The 21,693-nt window shown below is 70.5% G+C and carries 27 protein-coding genes, 1 tRNA gene and 1 riboswitch; of the genes, 9 read left to right on the top strand and 19 right to left on the bottom strand.

Annotated elements, in window-relative coordinates:
* Window positions 1-11: 11 nt before the first annotated feature.
* From GPJ59_RS10430 to GPJ59_RS10420, 3 genes are all read right to left on the bottom strand, one after another.
* Window positions 12-332, bottom strand: a complete 321-nt coding sequence (locus GPJ59_RS10430) for a DMT family transporter (RefSeq protein WP_219666221.1) — start codon at window positions 330-332, stop codon at window positions 12-14.
* A 31-nt stretch (window positions 333-363) separates the two neighbouring features.
* Window positions 364-429: riboswitch (guanidine-III (ykkC-III) riboswitch) on the bottom strand.
* Window positions 430-485: 56 nt separating this feature from the next.
* Window positions 486-827, bottom strand: coding sequence for a GroES family chaperonin (locus GPJ59_RS10425; RefSeq protein ID WP_125652876.1), 342 nt, complete (start codon window positions 825-827; stop codon window positions 486-488).
* 60 nt (window positions 828-887) lie between these two features.
* Complete coding sequence (locus tag GPJ59_RS10420; protein WP_258024172.1) at window positions 888-1,247, bottom strand: DUF3618 domain-containing protein; 360 nt, start codon at window positions 1,245-1,247, stop codon at window positions 888-890.
* A 62-nt stretch (window positions 1,248-1,309) separates the two neighbouring features.
* Here GPJ59_RS10420 and bcp point away from each other — a divergent pair, with 62 nt between their 5' ends.
* Together bcp and GPJ59_RS10410 are read left to right on the top strand one after the other, a co-directional pair.
* Complete coding sequence (gene bcp / locus GPJ59_RS10415) at window positions 1,310-1,777, top strand: thioredoxin-dependent thiol peroxidase (RefSeq protein WP_219666219.1); 468 nt, start codon at window positions 1,310-1,312, stop codon at window positions 1,775-1,777.
* A 127-nt stretch (window positions 1,778-1,904) separates the two neighbouring features.
* Window positions 1,905-1,980 (top strand) — tRNA-Leu (locus GPJ59_RS10410).
* 56 nt (window positions 1,981-2,036) lie between these two features.
* Here the strand turns inward: GPJ59_RS10410 and rdgB are convergent.
* The 4 genes from rdgB to GPJ59_RS10390 all read right to left on the bottom strand — a co-directional run bounded on the left by rdgB (window position 2,037) and on the right by GPJ59_RS10390 (window position 4,451).
* Window positions 2,037-2,639, bottom strand: coding sequence for an RdgB/HAM1 family non-canonical purine NTP pyrophosphatase (rdgB, locus tag GPJ59_RS10405; RefSeq protein ID WP_219666212.1), 603 nt, complete (start codon window positions 2,637-2,639; stop codon window positions 2,037-2,039).
* 154 nt (window positions 2,640-2,793) lie between these two features.
* Window positions 2,794-3,213: a hypothetical protein gene (locus GPJ59_RS10400; RefSeq protein ID WP_258024171.1), complete on the bottom strand. Its 420-nt coding sequence runs from the start codon at window positions 3,211-3,213 to the stop codon at window positions 2,794-2,796.
* A gap of 100 nt (window positions 3,214-3,313) precedes the next feature.
* On the bottom strand, window positions 3,314-4,039 hold the full coding sequence (rph, locus tag GPJ59_RS10395) for a ribonuclease PH (RefSeq protein WP_219666207.1): 726 nt from the start codon (window positions 4,037-4,039) through the stop codon (window positions 3,314-3,316).
* A 103-nt stretch (window positions 4,040-4,142) separates the two neighbouring features.
* On the bottom strand, window positions 4,143-4,451 hold the full coding sequence (locus GPJ59_RS10390) for a PTS glucose/sucrose transporter subunit IIB (RefSeq protein ID WP_258024170.1): 309 nt from the start codon (window positions 4,449-4,451) through the stop codon (window positions 4,143-4,145).
* Window positions 4,452-4,614: 163 nt separating this feature from the next.
* Between GPJ59_RS10390 and GPJ59_RS10385 the strand changes: the two genes are divergently transcribed.
* Window positions 4,615-5,952: a PTS transporter subunit EIIC gene (locus GPJ59_RS10385; protein WP_219666236.1), complete on the top strand. Its 1,338-nt coding sequence runs from the start codon at window positions 4,615-4,617 to the stop codon at window positions 5,950-5,952.
* A 355-nt stretch (window positions 5,953-6,307) separates the two neighbouring features.
* Window positions 6,308-7,519, top strand: coding sequence for a PTS transporter subunit EIIC (locus GPJ59_RS10380; protein WP_219666235.1), 1,212 nt, complete (start codon window positions 6,308-6,310; stop codon window positions 7,517-7,519).
* A 131-nt stretch (window positions 7,520-7,650) separates the two neighbouring features.
* Here the strand turns inward: GPJ59_RS10380 and GPJ59_RS10375 are convergent, their stop codons facing one another.
* On the bottom strand, window positions 7,651-8,403 hold the full coding sequence (locus GPJ59_RS10375) for an MBL fold metallo-hydrolase (RefSeq protein WP_219666203.1): 753 nt from the start codon (window positions 8,401-8,403) through the stop codon (window positions 7,651-7,653).
* A gap of 276 nt (window positions 8,404-8,679) precedes the next feature.
* On the opposite strand from GPJ59_RS10375, the gene GPJ59_RS10370 reads away from it, so the two are divergent.
* Together GPJ59_RS10370 and GPJ59_RS10365 are read left to right on the top strand one after the other, a co-directional pair.
* The gene (locus tag GPJ59_RS10370; protein WP_219666201.1) at window positions 8,680-9,105 is read left to right on the top strand and encodes a type II toxin-antitoxin system PemK/MazF family toxin; all 426 of its coding nucleotides are present in this window, start codon (window positions 8,680-8,682) and stop codon (window positions 9,103-9,105) included.
* Window positions 9,102-9,455, top strand: a complete 354-nt coding sequence (locus GPJ59_RS10365; RefSeq protein ID WP_219666200.1) for a DUF488 domain-containing protein — start codon at window positions 9,102-9,104, stop codon at window positions 9,453-9,455. The genes GPJ59_RS10370 and GPJ59_RS10365 overlap by 4 nt, the downstream gene beginning before the upstream one ends.
* Before the next feature lie 137 nt (window positions 9,456-9,592).
* Here the strand turns inward: GPJ59_RS10365 and GPJ59_RS10360 are convergent, their stop codons facing one another.
* From GPJ59_RS10360 to clpS, 7 genes are all read right to left on the bottom strand, one after another.
* Window positions 9,593-10,543 carry a PLP-dependent cysteine synthase family protein gene (locus GPJ59_RS10360; RefSeq protein WP_219666199.1) on the bottom strand — a complete coding sequence of 317 codons (951 nt, stop codon included), beginning with the start codon at window positions 10,541-10,543 and terminating at the stop codon, window positions 9,593-9,595.
* Window positions 10,543-10,821, bottom strand: coding sequence for a MoaD/ThiS family protein (locus GPJ59_RS10355; RefSeq protein ID WP_219666198.1), 279 nt, complete (start codon window positions 10,819-10,821; stop codon window positions 10,543-10,545). The genes GPJ59_RS10360 and GPJ59_RS10355 overlap by 1 nt, the downstream gene beginning before the upstream one ends.
* A gap of 105 nt (window positions 10,822-10,926) precedes the next feature.
* Window positions 10,927-11,043: a putative leader peptide gene (locus GPJ59_RS38875; RefSeq protein WP_374200828.1), complete on the bottom strand. Its 117-nt coding sequence runs from the start codon at window positions 11,041-11,043 to the stop codon at window positions 10,927-10,929.
* A gap of 88 nt (window positions 11,044-11,131) precedes the next feature.
* Window positions 11,132-11,554 carry a Mov34/MPN/PAD-1 family protein gene (locus GPJ59_RS10350; protein ID WP_219666197.1) on the bottom strand — a complete coding sequence of 141 codons (423 nt, stop codon included), beginning with the start codon at window positions 11,552-11,554 and terminating at the stop codon, window positions 11,132-11,134.
* A 139-nt stretch (window positions 11,555-11,693) separates the two neighbouring features.
* Complete coding sequence (locus tag GPJ59_RS10345; protein WP_219666196.1) at window positions 11,694-13,130, bottom strand: amino acid permease; 1,437 nt, start codon at window positions 13,128-13,130, stop codon at window positions 11,694-11,696.
* Between the two features lie 330 nt (window positions 13,131-13,460).
* Window positions 13,461-14,069: a DUF2017 domain-containing protein gene (locus tag GPJ59_RS10340; RefSeq protein ID WP_219666195.1), complete on the bottom strand. Its 609-nt coding sequence runs from the start codon at window positions 14,067-14,069 to the stop codon at window positions 13,461-13,463.
* The gene (gene clpS / locus GPJ59_RS10335) at window positions 14,069-14,383 is read right to left on the bottom strand and encodes an ATP-dependent Clp protease adapter ClpS (protein WP_219666194.1); all 315 of its coding nucleotides are present in this window, start codon (window positions 14,381-14,383) and stop codon (window positions 14,069-14,071) included. The genes GPJ59_RS10340 and clpS overlap by 1 nt, the downstream gene beginning before the upstream one ends.
* Before the next feature lie 80 nt (window positions 14,384-14,463).
* Here clpS and GPJ59_RS10330 point away from each other — a divergent pair, with 80 nt between their 5' ends.
* Together GPJ59_RS10330 and GPJ59_RS10325 are read left to right on the top strand one after the other, a co-directional pair.
* A complete protein-coding gene (locus GPJ59_RS10330; RefSeq protein ID WP_219666193.1) occupies window positions 14,464-15,792 on the top strand; it encodes a nicotinate phosphoribosyltransferase in 1,329 nt (442 codons plus the stop codon).
* A gap of 149 nt (window positions 15,793-15,941) precedes the next feature.
* Window positions 15,942-16,544: an isochorismatase family protein gene (locus tag GPJ59_RS10325; protein WP_219666192.1), complete on the top strand. Its 603-nt coding sequence runs from the start codon at window positions 15,942-15,944 to the stop codon at window positions 16,542-16,544.
* A 115-nt stretch (window positions 16,545-16,659) separates the two neighbouring features.
* Here GPJ59_RS10325 and GPJ59_RS10320 read toward each other — a convergent pair whose 3' ends face one another.
* Together GPJ59_RS10320 and GPJ59_RS10315 are read right to left on the bottom strand one after the other, a co-directional pair.
* Window positions 16,660-16,989: a hypothetical protein gene (locus tag GPJ59_RS10320; RefSeq protein WP_219666191.1), complete on the bottom strand. Its 330-nt coding sequence runs from the start codon at window positions 16,987-16,989 to the stop codon at window positions 16,660-16,662.
* A 147-nt stretch (window positions 16,990-17,136) separates the two neighbouring features.
* Window positions 17,137-19,548, bottom strand: coding sequence for an immune inhibitor A domain-containing protein (locus GPJ59_RS10315; protein WP_308120225.1), 2,412 nt, complete (start codon window positions 19,546-19,548; stop codon window positions 17,137-17,139).
* 474 nt (window positions 19,549-20,022) lie between these two features.
* Here GPJ59_RS10315 and GPJ59_RS10310 point away from each other — a divergent pair, with 474 nt between their 5' ends.
* The gene (locus GPJ59_RS10310) at window positions 20,023-20,328 is read left to right on the top strand and encodes a hypothetical protein (protein ID WP_219666190.1); all 306 of its coding nucleotides are present in this window, start codon (window positions 20,023-20,025) and stop codon (window positions 20,326-20,328) included.
* Between the two features lie 158 nt (window positions 20,329-20,486).
* On the opposite strand, the gene GPJ59_RS10305 is transcribed toward GPJ59_RS10310, so the two are convergent.
* Window positions 20,487-21,203, bottom strand: a complete 717-nt coding sequence (locus tag GPJ59_RS10305) for an RDD family protein (protein ID WP_219666189.1) — start codon at window positions 21,201-21,203, stop codon at window positions 20,487-20,489.
* 68 nt (window positions 21,204-21,271) lie between these two features.
* Window positions 21,272-21,693: RDD family protein (locus GPJ59_RS10300; RefSeq protein ID WP_219666188.1), on the bottom strand; the 422-nt coding region annotated here is incomplete at its 5' end.

Raw genomic sequence — 21,693 nt, 5'->3', positions numbered from 1 at the left:
CGGTGACAGGCTCAGTGACCGGAGGTCGCCTTCAGCCCCACCACGGCCACCAGCAGCAGACTGATGAAGAAGATCCGGGCGGCGGTCACCGGCTCCCCCAGGACCACCATCCCCAGCACCGCCGCACCGGCCGCACCGATACCGACCCACACCCCGTACGCCGTACCGATCGGCAGCGTCTTCGCCGCGTACGACAGCAACACCATGCTCGCCACGATCCCGGCGCCCGTGAACACGGACGGCCACAGGCGGGTGAAACCCTCGGTGAACTTCATGCCGATCGACCAGCCGACCTCCAGCAGACCGGCGAGCAGCAGCAGAACCCAGGCCATGACAGGCACCTCCGGGACGAGAACGAACGGGGGTGCGTCGTCTTGTCCTACCCGGTACGGCGCGTCTCGTCGGGGTTCCCCCTCACCGTAGCAAAACGGCGGGAAGGGGGCCGGTGACCATCGCCACCAGCCCCCTCCCCGCGCTTCACCGGATCAGAGATACAGCCCGGTGGAGTCCTTCGACCCCTCCAGCCGCTCCGCCGCCACCGCGTGCAGATCCCGCTCGCGCATCAGCACGTACGCCACGCCCCGCACCTCGACCTCGGCCCGGTCCTCCGGGTCGTACAGCACCCGGTCGCCGGGCTCCACGGTCCGCACGTTCTGCCCGACCGCGACGACCTCGGCCCAGGCCAGCCGCTTGCCGACCGCGGCGGTCGCCGGGATCAGGATGCCGCCGCCGGAGCGGCGCTCGCCCTCGGGCGAGTCGGAACGCACGAGCACGCGGTCGTGCAGCATGCGGATGGGCAGCTTGTCGTGGGTGGTGTTCTCGCTCACGCCTCGAACCTACCTGCCCGCGGCCACTCTGTACGCGCGAGGGTCACCGGCCGTTCCCCTTCAGCCGCGCTTGCGCCGCGTGGACAGCACCAGCAGCCCCACGACACCCACGGCCACCAGCGCCACCGGAACGATCCGCTCGGGCCGCGGCGCCCCGTCGTCACCCTTCAGGCCGGAGGTCACATCGGTGACCACCCGGTTCACGGCGGCGAACGCCCGCCCCATCGTGTGGTCCACCGTCGAGGCGACCCGGGCCTTGGCGTCCCCGATGATCGTCTTCGGGTGCATCCGCACACCGATCTCGTCGAGCGTCTCGGCGAGCTGCTCGCGCCGGCGGACGATGTCCGCCTCGATCTGCGCAGGGGTCCTGACTTCCGACACCGCGCTGCCTCCGTCGTCCTCGTGGTCCGTGTCCGCCATGAACAGTCTGTCAGCTTAGTCTCGATGGGTACCGACACCCTTCCGAGGAGACAGTGACTGCGATGAGCGAGCGACTCCAGCCGGGCGACACCGCCCCCGCCTTCACCCTGCCCGACGCGGACGGCAACGAGGTCTCGCTCGCCGACCACCTCGGCCGGAAGGTGATCGTCTACTTCTACCCGGCGGCCATGACCCCGGGCTGCACCAAGCAGGCGTGCGACTTCACCGACAACCTCGCCGTACTGACCACCGCGGGCTACGACGTGATCGGCGTCTCCCCGGACAAGCCGGAGAAGCTGGCGAAGTTCCGCGACAAGGAAAACCTGAAGATCACGCTGGTCGGCGATCCGGACAAGGCGGTCCTGACCGCCTACGGCGCCTTCGGCGAGAAGAAGCTCTACGGCAAGACCGTGACGGGCGTCATCCGCTCCACGGTGATCGTGGACGAACAGGGCAAGATCGAACGCGCCCTGTACAACGTCAAGGCCACGGGCCACGTAGCCAAGATCATCAAGGACCTGGGCATCTGACCCACCCTCGCCCCGACGCGCCCCAACTGCCGTGCGGGCAGCAGCACCTGGTGCCGAGGAGGCAACCGCCGTACGCCGCCTGAGGCGCGTGCACCGCACACCCTGCGACCAGTAAGGTAAGCGACGCGGGTCCGTACCCCAGCTGGCCTAGAGGGCGCCGGTTTAGGTCCGGTGTGTCGTGGGTTCGAGTCCCACCGGGCCCACAGGCAGAATGGCCCCTTCACCTTCAAAGCGAAGGTGAAGGGGCCTTGTCTTGTCCTCAGCCCAGGAGCTCCTTGATGACCGGGACCAAGGCGCGGAAGGCCTGGCCCCGGTGGGAGATGGCGTTCTTTTCTGCTGGGGTGAGTTCCGCGCAGGTGCGGGTGTCGTTCTGGGGCTGGAGGATCGGGTCGTAGCCGAAGCCGCCCGTGCCCGCAGGGGTGTGGCGGAGGTGGCCCAGGAGGCGGCCCTCGACCACGCGTTCCGTGCCGTCCGGGAGGGCCAGGGCCGCGGCGCAGGCGAAGTGGGCGCCGCGGTGGGCGTCGTCGATGTCCGCCAGCTGGGCCAGCAGGAGTTCGAGGTTGGCCCGGTCGTCGCCGTGGCTGCCCGCCCAGCGGGCGGAGAAGATGCCGGGGGCGCCGCCCAGGACGTCGACGCACAGGCCGGAGTCGTCGGCGACGGCCGGCAGGCCGGTGGCGCGGGCGAGGGTGCGGGCCTTGAGGAGGGCGTTCTCGGCGAAGGTGACGCCGGTTTCCTTGACGTCCGGGACGTCCGGGTACGCGTCCGAGCCGACCAGCTCGTGCGGCAGGCCGGCGTCGGACAGGATGGCGCGGAGTTCGGCGATTTTGCCCGCGTTGCGGGTCGCGAGGATCAGGCGGGTCATGGTCACCGATTATCCCGGGGCGGCCGGGCCCCCGGTTGGCCCGGGGCTGCCGGGCCCCATCCCAGGCTGCCGCGTCTCCCGTCCCGGGGCGGCCGGGCCTCCCGGTCATCCGGCCCCGGGCCTGCCGAACAGCTCGGGGCCGCCGCGCCCCCGCTCAGCCCGGGGTGCAGACCTTCGTGAGTTCCGAGGCGGCGTCGGCGACCGGCTTGACGTCCGGGGCCTTGTTGCCCTGTTCGATGGCGGTGCGGACGTTCTTGACGGCCGTGTTCATCGAGTCGATGGCCTTGCTGAGGTCGGCGTTGTCGGTGCGGTTGCCGATGTCCTTGAGCTTCCGGTCGATCTCGTTGAGCGCGTTCTGGGCGTCCTGGGGGCTGTTGCCCGCGTTGGAGACGGCCTGGGAGAGGTCGTTGGCGGCCTCGGTGACGGCGACGGCGGTGTTGGCGCAGTCCATGGCCGTGTTGATCGCGCTGCAGGCGGTGACTGCGGGCAGGGCGAGGGCGGCGGTCAGGGCCACGGCGGCCATGCGGTGCCGGGTGCGGTGCCCGGTGCGGTGCTGGGACTGCTGCTCGGTCATCGGTACGGGTCCCCCCTGTGCGGATGCGTGGACGGGCGCGCGGTCGTGACACCGTGCGCCCGTACCCACATGGACGTCGTGGTGTGCGGCGGTGGTTGCGTCAGAGGCCGAGGGCCTGGCGCTGGATGGCTTCGAGGTCGGCGCAGCCGCCGGCGGCGAGGTCGAGGAGGGCGTTGAGTTCCTTGCGGTCGAAGGGCTCGCCTTCGGCGGTGCCCTGGACCTCGACGAAGCGGCCGTCGCCGGTGCAGACGACGTTCATGTCGGTCTCGGCGCGGACGTCCTCCTCGTAGCAGAGGTCGAGGAGGGGGACGCCGTCGACGATGCCGACGCTGACGGCGGCGACGGTGCCGGTCAGGGGCTTGCGGCCGGCCTTGATGAGCTTCTTCTGCTGGCCCCAGGCGATGGCGTCGGCGAGGGCGACGTAGGCGCCGGTGATGGCGGCGGTGCGGGTGCCGCCGTCGGCCTGGAGGACGTCGCAGTCGAGGACGATGGTGTTCTCGCCGAGGGCCTTGTAGTCGATGACGGCGCGCAGGGAGCGGCCGATGAGGCGGGAGATCTCGTGGGTGCGGCCGCCGATCTTGCCGCGTACGGATTCGCGGTCGCCGCGGGTGTTGGTGGAGCGGGGCAGCATCGAGTACTCGGAGGTGACCCAGCCTTCGCCGCTGCCCTTGCGCCAGCGGGGGACGCCTTCGGTGAAGGAGGCGGTGCAGAAGACCTTGGTGTCGCCGAAGGAGATGAGGACGGAGCCCTCTGCGTGCTTGCTCCATCCGCGTTCGATGGTGACCGGGCGGAGCTGTTCGGGCGTGCGGCCGTCGATGCGAGACATGGGTCCGAGCGTAGTCGTCCGCGGGGGGACGCGGAGACCCCGTCCGGGTGCGGGCCGGGACGGGGTCCTGTGGTGCGGGCGCGGGGCGCCGGAAGCGGCTCGGTCAGAGCATGTCTTCGATCTCGCCGGCGATGGGGTCGGCGTCGGTGCCGATGACGACCTGGACGGCGGTGCCCATCTTGACGACGCCGTGGGCGCCGGCGGCCTTCAGCGCGGCTTCGTCGACGAGGGCGGGGTCGACGACTTCGGTGCGCAGGCGGGTGATGCAGCCCTCGACCTCTTCGATGTTGTCGATTCCGCCGAGCCCGGCGACGATCTTCTCAGCCTTGGTGGCCATGTGTTCTCCCTGGGTGCCTGGGTGCGAGGTCCGCGCGCGGGTCCGCTTTGCCACGGTAGCCCACGGTTGGCCCATCTTCGCGAGCGCGGGTCCGGCTTCTGCCGAATGATGACGGTCAGCAGCAACCTGCTCTCCGGGCGGGTGACATGCGACCGCATCACGACTGGTCTACACCAGTGTGCTGACCAGTGTGCCGCAACTGTCGCCGCTGCCCAAACGGCCGTCAGGGAGGTCGCCGATGAGCGCGGACAGCGCGGGGAGTGCGGGCAGCTCAGCTGCCGCGGCAGCGTCGCGGCAGCAGTGGTGGAACGGGCTGTTCCAGGGGCTGCAGAAAATGGGGCGCAGTCTGCAGCTGCCGATCGCGGTGCTGCCGGCGGCGGGCATCCTGAACCGGCTGGGGTTTGAGGACGTGTTCGGCGAGGAGGGCCTGGGCTGGACCGATGTCGCCAAGGTGATGGCCGGGGCGGGCGGCGCGCTGCTCGATCCGGACCTGGGTCTGCCACTGTTGTTCTGTGTCGGTGTGGCCATCGGCATGGCGAAGAAGGCGGACGGGTCGACGGCGCTGGCGGCGGTGGCGGGGTTCCTGGTGTACCGGGGGGTGTTGCACGCCTTCGCCAAGCCGTGTCCGCCCGGTTCGAAGCCGGTGGGCAGTACGGACATGGGTGGCTGTCTGGCTCCGGACGGCGCCTTCACCGGGTTCACGTTCCAGAACCCGGGGGTGTTCGGCGGGATCGTGATGGGTCTGCTGACGGCCTGGTTCTGGCAGCGCTACCACCGGGTGAAGCTGGTGGACTGGTTGGGCTTCTTCAACGGCCGGCGGCTGGTGCCGATCATCATGTCGTTCGTCGCGATCGCCTTCGCCGTGCTCTGCCTGCTGGTGTGGCCGCCGGTCGGTGGTGCGCTGGAGAGCTTCTCGGACTGGCTGTCGGACCTGGGGTCCTGGGGTGCGGGCGTGTTCGGGGTGGCGAACCGGGCGCTGCTGGTGATCGGCCTGCACCAGTTCCTGAACATCCCCATGTGGTTCCAGTTCGGCGAGTACACCAAGCCGGACGGCGAGGTGGTGCACGGCGACATCACGATGTTCCTGGCGGGGGATCCGACGGCGGGGCAGTTCACCTCCGGGTTCTTCCCGATCATGATGTTCGCCCTGCCGGCGGCGGCGCTGGCGATCACGCACTGTGCGAAGCCGCAGCGGCGCAAGGAGGTGGGCGGGCTGATGCTGTCGGTGGCCCTGACGTCGTTCGTCACGGGCATCACCGAGCCGATCGAGTACTCCTTCCTCTTCGTGGCGCCGTTGCTGTACGCGATCCATGCCGTGCTGACGGGTGTGTCGATGGCGGTGACGTGGGCGCTGGGTGTCCATGACGGGTTCACGTTCTCGGCGGGCCTGATCGACTACGTGATCAACTGGGGGCTGGCGACCAAGCCGTGGCTGATCATCCCGATCGGGCTGGGCTTCGCGCTCGTCTACTACGCCGTGTTCCGCTTCGCGATCACGCGGTTCGGCCTGCCGACGCCGGGGCGGGAGACGGACGAGGAGATCGCGGAGATGCAGAAGGACAACATCAAGGCGTAGTAACGGAAGGGCTGCGGTTCGGTGGAGGTGCCCCGCAAGCCGTGGCCGCAAAGGGCTGTGGGCCTTTGACCCCATGGCCGAAGGGCCCTCGGATCCTGCGATCCGGGGGCCCTTCGGCGTGTGCCGTGGGCCGCAGAGAATCGAAGGTTCCTTATCTAACCCCGACCGTGCTACAACTGGTCTACACCACGCAATGGTGTAGACCACGCGGCCTTGTCCGGCCCCGTGAATCCCCCTTTTTCGAAGACGCCGCCGGTCTCCCGTGTTCCGTTCCCGGGCGGCGCCTTGTCCACTGGAGGACCTTGTGACCACGGTTGCCGCCCCCGCGGCCGAGAAGAAGAAGGGCTCCGGCGCGATGGCTGTCATGCAGCGCATCGGCCGGAGCCTCATGCTCCCCGTCGCGGTGCTCCCCGCCGCCGCGCTGCTCGTCCGTCTCGGCGACAAGGACATGCTCGGCGACCCCTCGCTGCCGGAGTTCCTCACCAAGATCGCCGGCTACATGTCGGCCGGCGGCGGCGCGATCCTCGACAACATGGCGCTGCTGTTCGCCGTCGGCATCGCCATCGGCTACGCCAAGAAGTCCGACGGCTCGACCGCGCTCGCCGCGGTGACCGGCTACCTGGTCTTCAAGAACGTGCTCGCCACGTTCACCGACTCCAACCTGCCCAAGGTCGCGAAGGTCGTCGACGGCAAGGTGGCCATGGTCGAGGCCCCCGTCGACGCCAAGGTGCTCGGCGGTGTGGTCATGGGCATCGTGGTCGCCCTGCTCTACCAGCGCTTCTACCGCACCAAGCTGCCCGACTGGGCGGGCTTCTTCGGCGGCCGCCGCCTCGTCCCGATCCTGTCGGCCTTCGCCGGTCTGGTCATCGGCATCGTCTTCGGCCTGATCTGGCCGGTCCTCGGCAAGGGCCTGCACGGCCTCGGTGAGTGGCTCGTCGGATCCGGCGCCGTGGGCGCGGGCATCTTCGGTGTCGCCAACCGCGGTCTGATCCCGGTCGGCATGCACCACCTGCTGAACTCCTTCCCGTGGCTCCAGGCCGGCGAGTACAACGGCAAGAGCGGTGACATCGCCCGCTTCCTGGCCGGCGACCCGAGCGCCGGACAGTTCATGACCGGCTTCTTCCCGATCATGATGTTCGCCCTGCCCGCCGCCTGCCTCGCGATCGTCCACTGCGCCCGCCCCGAGCGCCGCAAGGTCGTCGGCGGCATGATGTTCTCCCTCGCGCTCACCTCCTTCGTCACCGGCGTGACCGAGCCGATCGAGTTCACGTTCATGTTCATCGCGCCGGTGCTGTACGCGGTCCACGCGGTGCTGACCGGTGTCTCCATGGCCCTGACCTGGGCACTGGGTATGAAGGACGGCTTCGGCTTCTCCGCCGGCGCCATCGACTACCTGCTGAACTTCGGCAAGGCCACCAACCCGCTTGGCCTCGCCCTGGTCGGCCTGTGCTTCGCGGCCGTCTACTACGCGGTCTTCCGGTTCGCGATCACCAAGTTCAACCTGCCGACGCCGGGCCGTGAGTCCGACGAGGAACTGGCCGAGCTGCAGAAGGCCGAGGCCAAGTAGGCACGAGCCTGGCGGCTCTACGGCGAAGCCCCCGCTCTCCGTGACAGGTGAGAGCGGGGGCTTCGCCGTGTCCGGCGTACCTGCGGGCCCGGGCGTACCGGCGTACTGGCGTACGGGCCTTGCGGCGCGGGTCAGAGTTCGTAGACGGCGCCGGGGACGGCGAGCTCGACGGGGCCGTCGTAGACCGCGCGGGCGTCGGCGAGGTTCTGCTCGGCGGAGGTCCACGGCGGGATGTGGGTCAGCACCAGCCGGCCGACGTTCCCGCGCTGCGCGTACTCGCCGGCCTCCCGGCCGTTGAGGTGCAGGTCGGGGATGTCCTCCTTGCCGTGCGTGAAGGAGGCCTCGCACAGGAAGAGGTCGGTGCCGTCGGCGAGCAGGGAGAGCTCGGGGCAGACCCCGGTGTCCCCGGAGTAGGTCAGGGAGCGGCCGCCGTGCTCGATGCGGATGCCGTACGCCTCGACGGGGTGGCTGAGGCGCTCGGTGCGGACCTGGAAGGGGCCGATCTCGAAGGTGGCGGGCTTCAGGGTGCGGAAGTCGAAGACCTCGCTCATGGACCGCTCGTCGGGCACGTCGTCGTACGCCGTGGTCAGGCGCCGCTCGGTGCCTTCGGGGCCGTGGACGGGGATGCTGCCGCAGCGGCCGCCCTCGTGGCGGTAGTACCGGGCCACGAAGTAGGCGCACATGTCGATGCAGTGGTCGGCGTGCAGGTGGCTGAGGAAGATCGCGTCGAGGTCGTAGAGGCCGATGTGGCGCTGCAGCTCGCCGAGGGCGCCGTTGCCCATGTCGAGGAGCAGCCGGAAGCCGTCGGCCTCGACGAGGTAGCTCGAGCAGGCCGATTCCGCGGACGGGAACGAACCCGAGCAGCCGACGACGGTGAGCTTCATGGGAGCGGGAACCTCCGTGGACGGTCCGTGGCGGGCGGAGACGGGGAGGGCGTCGGGGCGTGCGGTGCCGTGCGGTGGGTCGAGCGTAAGGCGCGAAACGCGCGGTCGCTCCTCCACGGCGTGCCGTTGTGGGGGAACTCACCTGAGGTGTCACCCGGGGGAGCGACGGCCCGTACACAAGGGGTACTCCCGCGGTCTGCGGCCGGGCACCCGCCGCCCGGCGGCGGGCGGGGCGGTCGCCGTGCCGGGCGGGCGGGGCGCGGTTACGGTCGTTCCATGGACACGTCGTGGTGGCCCGCCGTCGCCGCGGTGGTGGCGGTGGCGCTGGTCGTGCTGTTCTTCGGGGGGCGGGTGCTGCGCAGTGCCCCGGCGGGGCGTGGTGCGGTGCACGGGCCGGGTCCGCCGCCGCGGCCGCGGGCGGGTGAGATCTGGTGGACGGCGCAGGACCGGCCGTGCGTGGTGTTGTCGGTGCGGGGCCGGGTAGCGCGGGTCGCGCCGATCACGGGGAAGTACCACGACGACCGGCCCGGGGTGATTCCGCTGCCGCCGGGGGTGGTGGGCGAGGTGCACGGCCGGCCGGGTTTCGTGGAGGCGGACCGGGCGCAGGAGGTGTCGGTGTGGGAGTTCCGGCGGCGGGCCGGGGTGCTGGATCCTGCCGTGTGGGACGAGGTGAAGGGGCTCGGAGGTGGTGGCGGCCGATGATCCGGTTGCGACGGGTCTACGATCCGCCGGACCTCGCGGCGGACGGTGTCCGGGTGCTGGTGGACCGGCTGTGGCCGCGCGGGCTGGCGAAGGCGGCGGCGCGGGTGGACGAGTGGCCGAAGGAGGTGACTCCGTCGGCGGAGCTGCGCAAGTGGTACCACGCCGGGGCGTCGTGGGAGGAGTTCCGGGCGCGGTACGAGGCGGAGCTGGCGGCTCCGGAGGCGGAGGCGTGCCTGGCGCGGCTGCGGGCCTTGGCGGCGGCTGGGCCGGTGACCTTGGTGACGGCGGTCAGGGCCCCGGAGGCGAGCCATGCGTCGGTGCTGGCGGAGCTCTTGGCGGGGCCGAGCTGACCTGGCCTGGCCGCTGCGCGGAGCCTTTCCCCTCCCCGCCCCTTCCCGAAACTGGGGCTCCGCCCCAGACCCCGGTCCTCAAACGCCGGACGGGCTGGATAGTGCCGCTGCAGGCACATATCCAACCCTGCCGACGTTTACGCCCAGAGCTGGTCCTGGAGGGTGGCGATGGCTTCCTCCGTGGTGGTGGCGGTGTAGACGCCCGTCGAGAGGTACTTCCAGCCGCCGTCGGCCACGACGAAGACGATGTCGGCCGACTCGCCCGCCGCGACGGCCTTGCGGCCGACGCCGAGGGCGGCGTGGAGTGCGGCGCCGGTCGAGACGCCCGCGAAGATGCCCTCCTGCTGGAGGAGTTCGCGGGTGCGGGTGACCGCGTCGGCGGAGCCGACGGAGAAGCGGGTGGTCAGGACGGAGGCGTCGTAGAGCTCGGGTACGAAGCCCTCGTCGAGGTTGCGCAGGCCGTAGACCAGGTCGTCGTAGCGCGGCTCGGCGGCGACGATCTTGACGTCGGGCTTGTGCTCGCGCAGGTAGCGGCCGACGCCCATGAGGGTGCCGGTGGTGCCCAGGCCCGCCACGAAGTGGGTGACCGAGGGCAGGTCGGCGAGGATCTCCGGGCCGGTGGTGGCGTAGTGGGCGCCGGCGTTGTCCGGGTTGCCGTACTGGTAGAGCATCACCCAGGACGGGTTCTGCTCGGCCAGTTCCTTGGCCACGCGGACGGCGGTGTTGGAACCGCCCGCCGCGGGCGAGGAGATGATCTCGGCTCCCCACATCGCCAGCAGTTCGCGCCGTTCCTGGCTGGTGTTCTCCGGCATGACGCAGACGATGCGGTAGCCCTTGAGCTTGGCGGCCATCGCGAGCGAGATGCCGGTGTTGCCGGAGGTGGGCTCCAGGATCGTGCAGCCGGGGGTGAGGCGGCCGGCCTTCTCGGCCTGCTCGATCATGTGGAGCGCGGGGCGGTCCTTGATCGAGCCGGTCGGGTTGCGGTCCTCCAGCTTCGCCCAGATGCGGACGTCGTCCGAGGGCGAGAGCCGGGGCAGGCGGACCAGCGGGGTGTTGCCGACGGCCGCGAGCGGGGAGTCGTAGCGCATTACTTCGAGCCGCCGGCCACGGCCGGGAGGATGGTGACGCTGTCGCCGTCGGCGAGCTCGGTGGAGATGCCGTCCAGGAAGCGGACGTCCTCGTCGTTGAGGTAGACGTTCACGAAGCGGCGCAGCTTGTCGCCCTCGACGATGCGCTCCTGGATGCCCTTGTGCCGGGTCTCCAGGTCGGCGAAGAGCTCGGCGAGCGTGGTGCCCTCACCGGTGACGGCCTTCTCGCCGTCGGTGTAGGTGCGGAGGATGGTGGGGATGCGGACCTCGATGGCCATGGCTGCAGGCTCCAGTCGTTGAGGAGAGGGCGAGGGTTACGTCTAGGGGGAGCGGTGCGACGCGCGCACCGGCGCGGCCCCTCGCGTCCGGGGGCCGGGTGGTGCTCAGGCGGCAGGACAGGCAGGACAGATGGCGCTGGCGAGGCGGCACAGGTCGACGTGCAGCCGCGCCACGAGCAGCACAGTGCCGGGCGTCTCGATGCTCACGTCGTGGGAAACCATGCGGTCATGTTAACGATTCCCGCTTCCGGGTTTGGAGTGTGATCCCACATCTTGGACCGGAATCGTTCGCATATTGGACAATTGGCGGTCAGTAGGCGGCTACGACCTGTACTTCTTCCTCGGTGATCACTCCGTCGACGATGCGGTAGGAGCGGAACTGGAAGTCGCCCAGTCCGTCGGTGTCCGCCGTGGAGACCAGGACGTAGTGCGCGCCGGGCTCGTTGGCGTAGGTGACGTCGGTGCGCGAGGGGTAGGCCTCGGTCGCGGTGTGCGAGTGGTAGACGATCACGGGCTCCTCGTCCCGGTCGTCCATCTCGCGGTAGAGCGCGAGCAGGTCCTTGGAGTCGAACTCGTAGAACGTGGGCGAGCGGGCGGCGTTGAGCATCGGGACGAACCGCTCGGGGCGGCCGGTGCCCGCGGGGCCGGCCACCACGCCGCACGCCTCGTCCGGGTGGTCCTTGCGGGCGTGCTCGACGATCTTGTCGTAGAGGTCCTGGGTGAGGGTCAGCATGAGCGACAGGATAAGCAGACGGGCCCTTCCGTACCGAGGTGTGGTACGGAAGGGCCCGCATGCTGGACAGGCGTCGGGTCCGGCGTCGGGTCCGGCGCCCGGCCGGTCCCGCAGGTCCGGCTCCCGGCCGGCCCGCCGGTCAGCGCTTGGTGAACGCCGCGCCCTGGGGGTTGCGCTGCTTGAGGAGCAGGTAGGAGACCCCCAGGATCAGGCCCCACAGCGGGGCGCAGTACAGCGAGACGCGCGCGTCCTTGTCGGCGCCCATCATCACGATGACCATGCCGATGAAGGCCAGGGCGAACCAGCTGCTGTACGGGGAGCCCGGCGCCCGGAAGGGGGACGCGGGCAGTTCGCCGCGGTCGGCCCTGGCCCGGTAGCGGATCTGGCAGACCAGGATCATGATCCAGGCCCACATGCCGGAGATGGTCGCGAAGGAGACGACGTAGTCGAACGCCTTGCCCGGGGCGACGTAGTTGATCCACACTCCGACGAGCATCAGGGCGGCGGAGAAGCTGGTGCCGACCAGCGGGGTGCCGTTCTTCGTGAGCCTGGTGAAGAACTTCGGGCCCTGGCCGTTGAGCGCGAGGTCGCGCAGCATGCGGCCGGTGGAGTACATGCCGGAGTTGCAGGAGGACAGGGCGGCGGTCAGGACGACGAAGTTGACGATCGCCGCGCCGACGCCGAGGCCCATCTTCTCGAAGGCGGCGACGAAGGGGCTGACGCCCGGCTGGAACTCGTGCCAGGGGACGACCGACAGGATCATGATCAGCGCGCCGACGTAGAAGACGGCGATGCGCCACGGCACGGTGTTGATGGCCTTGGGCAGGGTCTTCTCGGGGTCCTTGGACTCGCCGGCGGTGACGCCGACCAGCTCGACGGCGAGGAAGGCGAAGACCACGATCTGCAGGGTCATCAGGGTGCCGCCGATGCCCTTGGGGAAGAACCCGCCGTCGTTCCACAGGTTGGAGACGGAGGCGGTGGCGGCGGCGTCGGAGAAGCCGATGGTCAGGATGCCGGCGCAGATCAGGATCATGCCGACGATGGCGGTGACCTTGACCATGGAGAACCAGAACTCCAGCTCGCCGAAGAGCTTCACGGAGATCAGGTTCGCGGCGTAGAGGACGACCGTGAAGATCAGCGCGTACGCCCACTGCGGGAAGCTGTCGTGCGTCCAGTACGCCATGTACTTGGCGGCCGCGGTGACCTCGGTGATGCCGGTGACCACCCAGAAGAGCCAGTACGTCCAGCCCGTCGCGTATCCCCAGAACGGGCCCAGGAACTCGCGGGCGTAGTCCGAGAAGGAGCCCGCGACGGGGCGGTACATGAGCAGCTCGCCCAGGGCCCGCATGATGAAGAAGATGACCAGGCCGGCGATGGCGTAGGCCAGGATCAGGCTCGGGCCGGCCTTGGAGATGGCCTTGCCCGCGCCCAGGAAGAGGCCGGTGCCGATGGCGCCGCCGATGGCGATCATCTGGATCTGGCGGGCGCCGAGCGTGCGGTGGTAGCCGTCCCCGCCCTCGCCCGTGGTGCCCTCGCCGGGTCCCTTGTCGTGCTGCTCGACCTGCACGGAGGTCATGTCTTGGTGCGCCTTTCTCCACGCCGACCCGCGCCGTCGGTGGCGCCGGATCGGGTCCTCGATCCCCCCGGATACGGATGGAGTTGCACCCGGCGGTCGGCCGGTTCAAGCGGCGCCGCGAGGACAGGGGTGGCGTCCCGTCGGCGATCGTGAAGATCTATCACGCACGAACGGGTGAACAGCGGGCCGAAATGTGACACAGCGCACAGGGATAACGGGGCAAGGTCACCAAAACGGATCAGATCACCGCATGACGGTGATCTGATCGTTATCCCGATTTGAGCGTCCGCTGAGCGAACGCGATCATTCAGGCTGAGCGAACGCGATCATTCAGAGCGTCTCGATGAGGGTCTCCTGGAGCCCGCCGAGCCACAGGTACGCCATCACCATGGGCTTGCGCGGGTCGTCGTCGGGGAGCCGGTAGAGCTGCGCGCTCTCGTCGTCCTCGGTGATCTCCAGCCGCGCGGCGATGGTCAGCCGCAGGTCGTTGAGCGCGCCGAGCCAGCGCATCGGCAGCTCGCCGGTCAGCTCCAGCACCGCCCTGCCGTCCGCGGCCGGGCTCAGCGCGTCGAGGCTGTGGACGACGGCCAGCGCGTCCTCGCGCTTGCGGGTGCGCAGGTCGTTCTCGGTGAACCGGCGGAACTCCGCCGCGTACGCCTTGCGCTCGTCCGGGTCGAGCCCCGCGTCCTCGCCGTCCGGGCCGCCGTAGGCGTCGGGGAAGAGCCGGGCCAGCGCCGGGTCGGACGGCGGCTCGGTGGGGCCGTCGGCGAAGAGGGCGGCCAGCGGGTCGGCGTCCTCGGCCGGCTCGGGCCCGCCGGGGCCGATCAGCTCCAGCAGCTGCACGGCCAGCGAGCGCAGGATGGAGACCTCGATCTCGTCGAGCGCGACGGCCGCGCCCCCGCCCTCGATCGGTTCGAACATGCCGGGGTGTCCGCTCATCAGCCGCGGTCCTGCGAGAGCGTCGCCCACAGCCCGTAGCCGTGCATCGCCTGCACGTCGCGCTCCATCTCCTCGCGGGTGCCGCTGGAGACGACCGCCCGTCCCTTGTGGTGGACGTCCAGCATCAGTTGGCGCGCCTTGTCCTTGGAGTAGCCGAAGTACGCCTGGAACACGTACGTCACGTAGCTCATGAGGTTGACCGGGTCGTTGTGCACCAGAGTCACCCAGGGGACGTCGGGTTCGGGGACCGCACGGGCCTCTTCGGCCGATTCGGTGCGTTCGATCTCGATGGGAGCAACACTCACCTGTCCCATGCTGCCACTGCGAGGGGCCCGTCGCACAAACGGACCCCACATCTCGTCACTTTGACGAAATGTGCGCTAGCATCCTTGGCATGAACCCTGCGGACCTGGGCCTGCCGGTGGACGTGCCGTCGACAGCGCTCTTCACGGACCATTACGAGCTCACGATGCTGCAGGCCGCCCTGGCGAACGGCACCGCCGACCGCCGCTCGGTCTTCGAGGTGTTCACCCGGCGGCTGCCCGAGGGCCGGCGCTACGGCGTCGTGGCGGGCACCGGGCGGGTGCTGGACGCGGTGGAGAACTTCCGCTTCGACAGCGCCGTGCTGGAGTTCCTGCGCGAGCGGGCCGTGGTGGACATGCGGACCCTGGACTGGCTGTCCTCGTACCGCTTCTCGGGTGACATCTGGGGCTACCCGGAGGGCGAGGTGTACTTCCCCGGCTCGCCGATCCTGCGCGTCGAGGGCACCTTCGCCGAGTGCGTGCTGCTGGAGACCGTGGTCCTGTCGATCCTCAACCACGACTCGGCGATCGCCGCGGCCGCCTCCCGGATGGCCTCGGCGGCCGGGGACCGGCCGCTGATCGAGATGGGCGCGCGCCGCACGCACGAGCTGGCGGCCGTCGCCGCCTCGCGGGCCGCGTACGTCGGCGGCTTCACCTCGACCTCGGACCTGGCGGCCGGCTTCCGCTACGGCATCCCCACCGTCGGCACCTCCGCCCACGCCTTCACCCTGCTGCACGACACCGAGCGCGACGCCTTCCAGGCGCAGGTCCGCTCGCTGGGCGGCGGGACCACCCTGCTGGTGGACACCTACGACGTGGCCGAGGCCGTCCGCACGGCCGTGGAGGTCGCCGGGACGGACCTGGGCGCGGTCCGCATCGACTCGGGCGACCTGCTGCTGATGGCGCACCGGGTCCGCCAGCAGCTGGACGAGCTCGGCGCCACCGGGACCAGGATCGTGGTCACCTCGGACCTGGACGAGTACGCCATCGCCTCGATGGCGGCGGCGCCCGTGGACGCGTACGGCGTGGGCACGCAGCTGGTCACCGGCAGCGGGCACCCGACCTGCTCGATGGTCTACAAGCTGGTCGCCCGGGCCGCCTCGACGGACCCGAAGGCGCCGCTGGTGGCGGTGGCGAAGAAGTCGACCGGGGGCAAGACCTCCATCGGCGGCCGCAAGTGGGCGGCCCGCCGGACGGACGCCGACGGGGTGGCCGAGGCCGAGGTGGTCGGCACCGGGCCGGTGCCGCAGGCGCTGGCCGGCCGGCAGCTGCTGGTGCAGCTGGTCAAGGGCGGCGACGTGGTCGCCCGCGAGCCGCTGGAGGCGGCCCGGGACCGGCACCGCGCGGCGCGGGCCGGGCTGCCGCTGTCGGCGACCCAGCTCTCGCGCGGCGACGCCGTCATCCCGACCGAGTACGCGTAGCCCCGGCGTACGCGGAGCCCGGCCCGCCGCACGGGCCTGCGGTACGCGTAGCCGGTTCGCGTCGCCGCGCACGCGCGCGGCCGGGTACGCGCCGCCCGGTACGGGGAAGACCAGGAAGACACCGGCCACCACGAGTGAAGGACCGCGCCATGCACCGCGCACTGATCGTCGTCGACGTACAGAACGACTTCTGCGAAGGCGGCAGCCTCGCGGTCGCCGGCGGCGCCGACGTCGCCGCCGCCATCACGGAGCTGATCGGGCAGGCCTCGCCCGGCTACCGGCACGTGGTGGCCACCCGCGACCACCACGTCGACCCCGGTGACCACTTCGCGCGCCCGCCGGCCGAGCCGGACTACGAGACCACCTGGCCGGTGCACTGCCTGGCCGGCACGGAGGGCGTCGGCTTCCACCCGAACTTCGCGCCGGCCGTCGCCTCGGGCGGGATCGCCGCCGTCTTCGACAAGGGCGCCCACGAGGCGGCGTACAGCGGCTTCGAGGGCACCGACGAGAACGGCACCGGCCTGGCCGACTGGCTGCGGGCCCGGCACGTCACCGAGGTGGACGTGGTGGGCATCGCCACCGACCACTGCGTCCGGGCGACCGCGCTGGACGCCGTGCGCGAGGGGTTCCGTACGCACGTGCTGCTGGACCTGACGGCCGGGGTGGCCCCGGAGACCACCCGGCGGGCCCTGGAGGAGCTCCGGGCCGCCGGGGTGGAGCTGAGCGGCACCCCGGTGGTCGGCGGCCGCTAGCGGGCCGTACAGGCGTGTGCGGCGGCCCGGGGGCCCCGTACGCCCGTACACGCCTGTGCGGCGCCCGTGGGCGCCGCACAGGTCCTCTCCGTCCCGCTCCATGCCCTCCGCGCGGCTACGCGCCCTTCAGGAGGGCGCGTATCGGGTGCCAGAGCTCCTCGACGTCGTCGGGGACCGTCCGCCACAGCAGGCCGTCCGGGTGGTGCAGCACCGCCGTGACCTCGTCCAGGGTCGGCGGCTGGCTGTTGCCGCGCAGGTAGACGGCCCGCATGCCGAGGTTGCGCAGCCTGGTCAGGGCGCGGGCCCGGTTCGCGGCGTGGACGAGGACGCGGACGTGGCCGTCGTCGCCGTACCCGGTGCCGTACCCGTCGCCGGGTGGTCTGGGCAGGGTCAGGGCGACCACGACGCTCCCGTTCGGGAGCTTCACGAAACCTCCGCCTGGCATGGTGTGCATCTCCCCCGTGAGATGGAGTGGTAACGGTCGGTCGCGGGCAGCTGTCAACAACGCGGCCCGCATCCGCATCTAAACGCGATCGGCCGCCGCCCGCTAGAGGGCGACGGCCGATCATGCTTTGACCTGCGGTTTTACCGGTTACTTCGAGGAGGGGCCGACCTCGACCGTCATCTGGAGACCGTCGTAGGGCTCCTTGACGATCTTGATCTTCGTGTTGGTGTCAGTGACCTTCACGCTGCCGGTCGGGTTCTCGTCGTAGTAGTACGTGCCCTTGCGGTCGTCGAAGACCAGGTTGGCCTTCTTCGGCTTCAGGAACAGCGACTCACCGTTCTTGTGCAGCGTGAACGCGTCCGTCGAGTACGCGCTGAAGGTCGCGTCGTACGGCTGGATCTTGTTCCGCAGCAGCGTGCCGTCCGCCCACTTCATGGGCTTGGCGTTGGCGTCGATCGGCAGGATCAGGCCCTGGCCGGGGTGGACGCTGGTGTTGTTGTCCTTCTGGGAGGTGTCCCAGAGCCAGATCAGCAGGCCGTCCTGGTAGGGGTAGTGCTCGACCCAGTCGGGACGGGTGTTGGCGAAGCCGAAGTTGTACGGGCCGACCTTGAGGGTCTGGTCGTACGAGACGTAGCGGCGGTTCTCCGCGATGTAGTACTGCGCGTACTCCTTGGTGAAGCCCGCGCCGATCCGGGAGAAGCCCTTGCCGGTCCAGCCGTTGTCGCCGTTCTCGGCGCCGTCGGTGAACAGCGCGGCGCCGTCCGCCGTCAGGGTGATCGCGTCGGCGGTGAAGCCCTTGCCGCCCGCGCCGCCGTCGGTCTGGTAGCGGAAGCGGAGGTCGACCTTCTTGCCGGCGTACGCGTCCAGCGGGAAGTTCAGGTCCTGCCAGCCGCCCGAGACGTCGGTCAGCGACGGGGAGCCCGCGGCGTCGACCGGGATGGCCTGGCCGTTGGCGGTACCCGCGAGGGCGGTCCAGGTGGCGCCGCCGTCGGTGGACACCTCGGTGTAGAGGTAGTCGTAGTCCTTCTCGATGTCCCACCAGCCCTTGAGCGAGAGGGACGCGGAGGACTTGCCCGTCAGGTCCACGGACCGGGTCAGGGTGTTCTTGAGGTCGTCACCCATGCCCGACCACCACTGGTTGGCACCCTCGGCGGGGGCCACCACGTCGGTGCGGACCTGCTTCTTGGGCAGCTCGACGACCAGCGCCTGCTTGTCCTTGGTGTTGAACTCCGAGACGCCCAGCTTGTGGGTGGACTTCGTCGCGGCCTTGGCCTTGTCGTAGTTCAGCCAGCCCAGCTGGAGCTTGTCCCAGGCGGTCATGTCGCCGGGGAGCTCGCCTATGGACTCCTTGCCCTCGCCGAGCCAGGAGCCGGCCGACATCAGGGACCAGAAGCCGACGGAGTTCTCGCCGCCACCGGTGGTGTCGTAGAGGTCCGGCAGGCCGAGGTCGTGGCCGTACTCGTGGGCGAAGACGCCCAGGCCGCCGTTCTCGGGCTGCATGGTGTAGTCGCCGACCCAGATGCCGGTGTTGCCGATCTGGGTGCCGCCGGCCTTGTTGTTCTCCGGGCCGGTCTTGCCCGCGCTGGTGCCGTAGGCGTACCAGCGGTGGGCCCACAGGGCGTTGGTGCCCTCCTTGCCGCCGCCGGCCGACTCGTCCTCGCCCGCGTGGACGATCTGGAAGTGGTCGATGTAGCCGTCGGCCTCGTTGAAGTTGCCGTCGCCGTCGAAGTCGTAGCGGTCCCACTGGTCGTACTGCGCCAGCTGGGCCTTGATCTGCTCGTCGGTCTTGCCGGCCTTCTTCTGGGCCTCGGTCCAGGCGGCGACGCCGTCGCGGACGGTGTCCCAGACGTTGGAGCAGTTGCTCTGGCCGCAGTAGTTCGAGCCGTAGCGGGCCTCGTTGTACGGGACCTTGACCCAGTCGGCGACCTCGCCCTCGACCGAGTAGCGGCCCGAGGAGGTCTTCTCGTAGTAGGTCTTCAGCGAGTGCTTGCCCTCACCGGTACCGAAGTACAGGTCCTGGAAGTAGTCGCGGCTGAAGTCCTTGCGCCAGGCGGTGGTGTTGTCCTTGGTGCGGTCCGGCTGCGGGATGGTGTTGCGGGCCGGGCCGGGGGTGCCGCCGTACTTGGGGGCCGGGGGCTTGGGGCCCTCGGGACCGTCCGGGTCGAACATGGTCTCGTTGTCGACCGTGTCGCCGAACTCGACCAGGATGGTGAAGATCTTGTCGGTCTTCTCGCGGCCGAGCTCGACGTACTTCTTGTCGTCCAGCTTGACGACCTTGGAGGCGCCGCGCTGCTCGACGTCCTTCTTGCCGGCCAGCACCGCGTCCAGCGCGGCCTCGCGCTGCTTGGCCTGCTGGTCGCTGAACGGACCCTTGAGGTCGTGGTCGACCTTCGTCTTCGCCGGGGCGGTGGGGTCCTGCTTGTCGACGGCCGGGGCGCTCCACGGAGCGCCGTTGGCCTGTGCGACGGTGAAGAACGCGCCGGAGGTGGCGCAGGCGGCGATGGTCACGCCGATGGCGGCGGCGCGCAGCGCACGCCGCCGGGCAGAATTGCTCGTCACTTGATGTGTTCCCCTCCCGCGGCCGCATGGATGGTTCGGAACATCTCCATAGGAGTTGGGGGGTTCCGCGCGGCGCGCGTCTCAAGTGACGACATTTGACCGGACACGCGCGAGAAAAGACAGACCTTGACTTGCACTGGTCAACTGCACTATGCGGTCAGTCAGTTCCGGTAATCGGACACGATTCGGACGTTCCGGTTCCAGACGGGTCGAACGGCGCGACCGGCGCTCCCCCGGCGGCCTTCCGCGGCGACCTTACGGCGACCTTACGGCCGCCTTCCCGGCCGCCTTCCCGTGGCCGGCGAAGGGGCTTCGGGGCGCGCGGGACGCCCCCGTGCGCCCCCCATGCCTCGGCACCGTGGGTCAGGTCACGCTTACCGAAGGTTCCGTCCGGGAATCCCCCTGCGTAGAGTCTCTTGACGGCACGCCGAGTTGAGCAGACTCCCCGCCCGCCTGACGAGGACGGAAACCGCCATGCCGCGTCCGACTGCCGCACAGCTCGCCTACGGGACCGCCACCGTCATCGCGTCGACGCTCCTCCTGCTGCTGCTCTCGCAGACGAGCACGGGGCTCGGCATCGCCGTCGTCACGGCGGCGGCCCTCGCCCTGGGCCTGCTCGTGGCGCTCACCGTACCGATACCGAAGCGCCGGGCGGAAGCCGCCCGCGCCGCCGCGCCGCAGGCGACCGCCTCGCCGGCCGCCACCGCGGCACCCATGCCTGCGGCCGCCCGGGTGCCGGAGCCCCGGGCGGCCGCAGCCGAACACTCCGTGCGGCGTTAGGCCGTGTCTTTCGGATCATGCCGGGCCCGCGACGTCCGGCACCGCACCTCGCGGCGTTCTCGTCGGTCGCCAATGCTCCGCAGTGGCTCCCTCCTCGGCCTTGCGATGCACGGCGCCGGACGCCGCGGGCTGATCCGGCCTGATCCAAAAGACACGACCTAAACCTTCACGACCACGACCGTCTTGGCGACCTTGTCGTGCAGGCCCTGCTGGTAGGGCTTGTCGACGGCGATCGAGATGGCCAGGGCGATCGGCCACAGGCAGATGCAGCAGGGCAGCAGGGTCGGCACCCACAGCATGGCGGCGCGGCCCAGCGCGGCGTTGGACGGGGGCGTGGTCCCGTCGTTGAGCATCGCGACCCGCAGGCCGAGCGCCTTCTTGCCGACGGTCTGGCCGTCGTTCCGGGTCAGCAGCCAGTCGTAGGCGACGAACGCGAAGATCACGATGAGGGTCCACATCAGACCGCTGCCGCTGTACGCGCGGGTGAAGACCTGTGTGGCGTCCTCGCCCTCGTCGGTCCGGACCACGTAGCGCCGGCCGGCCCCGGTCGCCAGCTGGATCACGAAGAGGGGGACGTACACGATCAGCACGTCGATGATGCGGGCGGCCAGCCGCTTGCCGAAGTCGGCGAGCGGGGGCATGCCGGCCAGCGGGTCGGGCACGCTGTAGTCGCCCGGTCCGCCGGGGCCGCCGCCGGGCGGAGGCGGGGGCGGGCGAAACCCTCCGGCGTCGCCCCCGGCACCGCCGCCGCCCGCGCCGCCGGCGGGGGGCGAGTCGTACGGCGAACCGCTCGGGGGAGGCGTCGGGTCCTGCGGTCTCTTGCGGAACGGGTCGTCCTCGGGTGGCCGGTCCGGGGGCGGCTGATCGTTGCTCATGGCCCGAGTCGAACCCCGGGTTTCAGGCCCCGCAACAGGAAGGCGGCCGTTCGGGCGAGGCCCTGCTCTCAGCGGGCGACGAAGGTACCCGCGGCCTTGTCGTGCCAGGCCTGCCGCCAGGGCCGGTCGACCAGTGACCACAAGGCTCCGGGCACCCCGAGCAGCGCGTACACCAGCCAGCGCCGCAGCGCCGCCCCGAAGCCGGGCGGGCGGCGGGTCTCCAGGGCGAGGACGCGGATCCCGCACAGCTTCTTGCCGAGGGTCCGGCCCCACACGGCCGTGGGCCAGGCCTCGTAGAGGACCCCGAAGAGGAGCACGGCGCCGAGGACGATGCCCAGCTGGCCGGCTGTGGTGGCGTCGATCAGCCAGACGGTGACGGGGCGTCCGGCGCCCGCGGCAGCGGCCGCGTCCACCTTGGCCTGGAGGTGGGCGGTCGCCCCGGGCACGAGCGGCCGGGCCACGGCGGCCCCCACGCCGGCCAGCACGAGCC

Source organism: Streptomyces bambusae, from assembly GCF_019400985.1.
Taxonomy (GTDB): domain Bacteria; phylum Actinomycetota; class Actinomycetes; order Streptomycetales; family Streptomycetaceae; genus Streptomyces; species Streptomyces bambusae_A.
The sequence above is the reverse complement of the archived record's forward strand: the minus strand, read 5'-3'. Positions and strand labels throughout refer to the sequence as shown.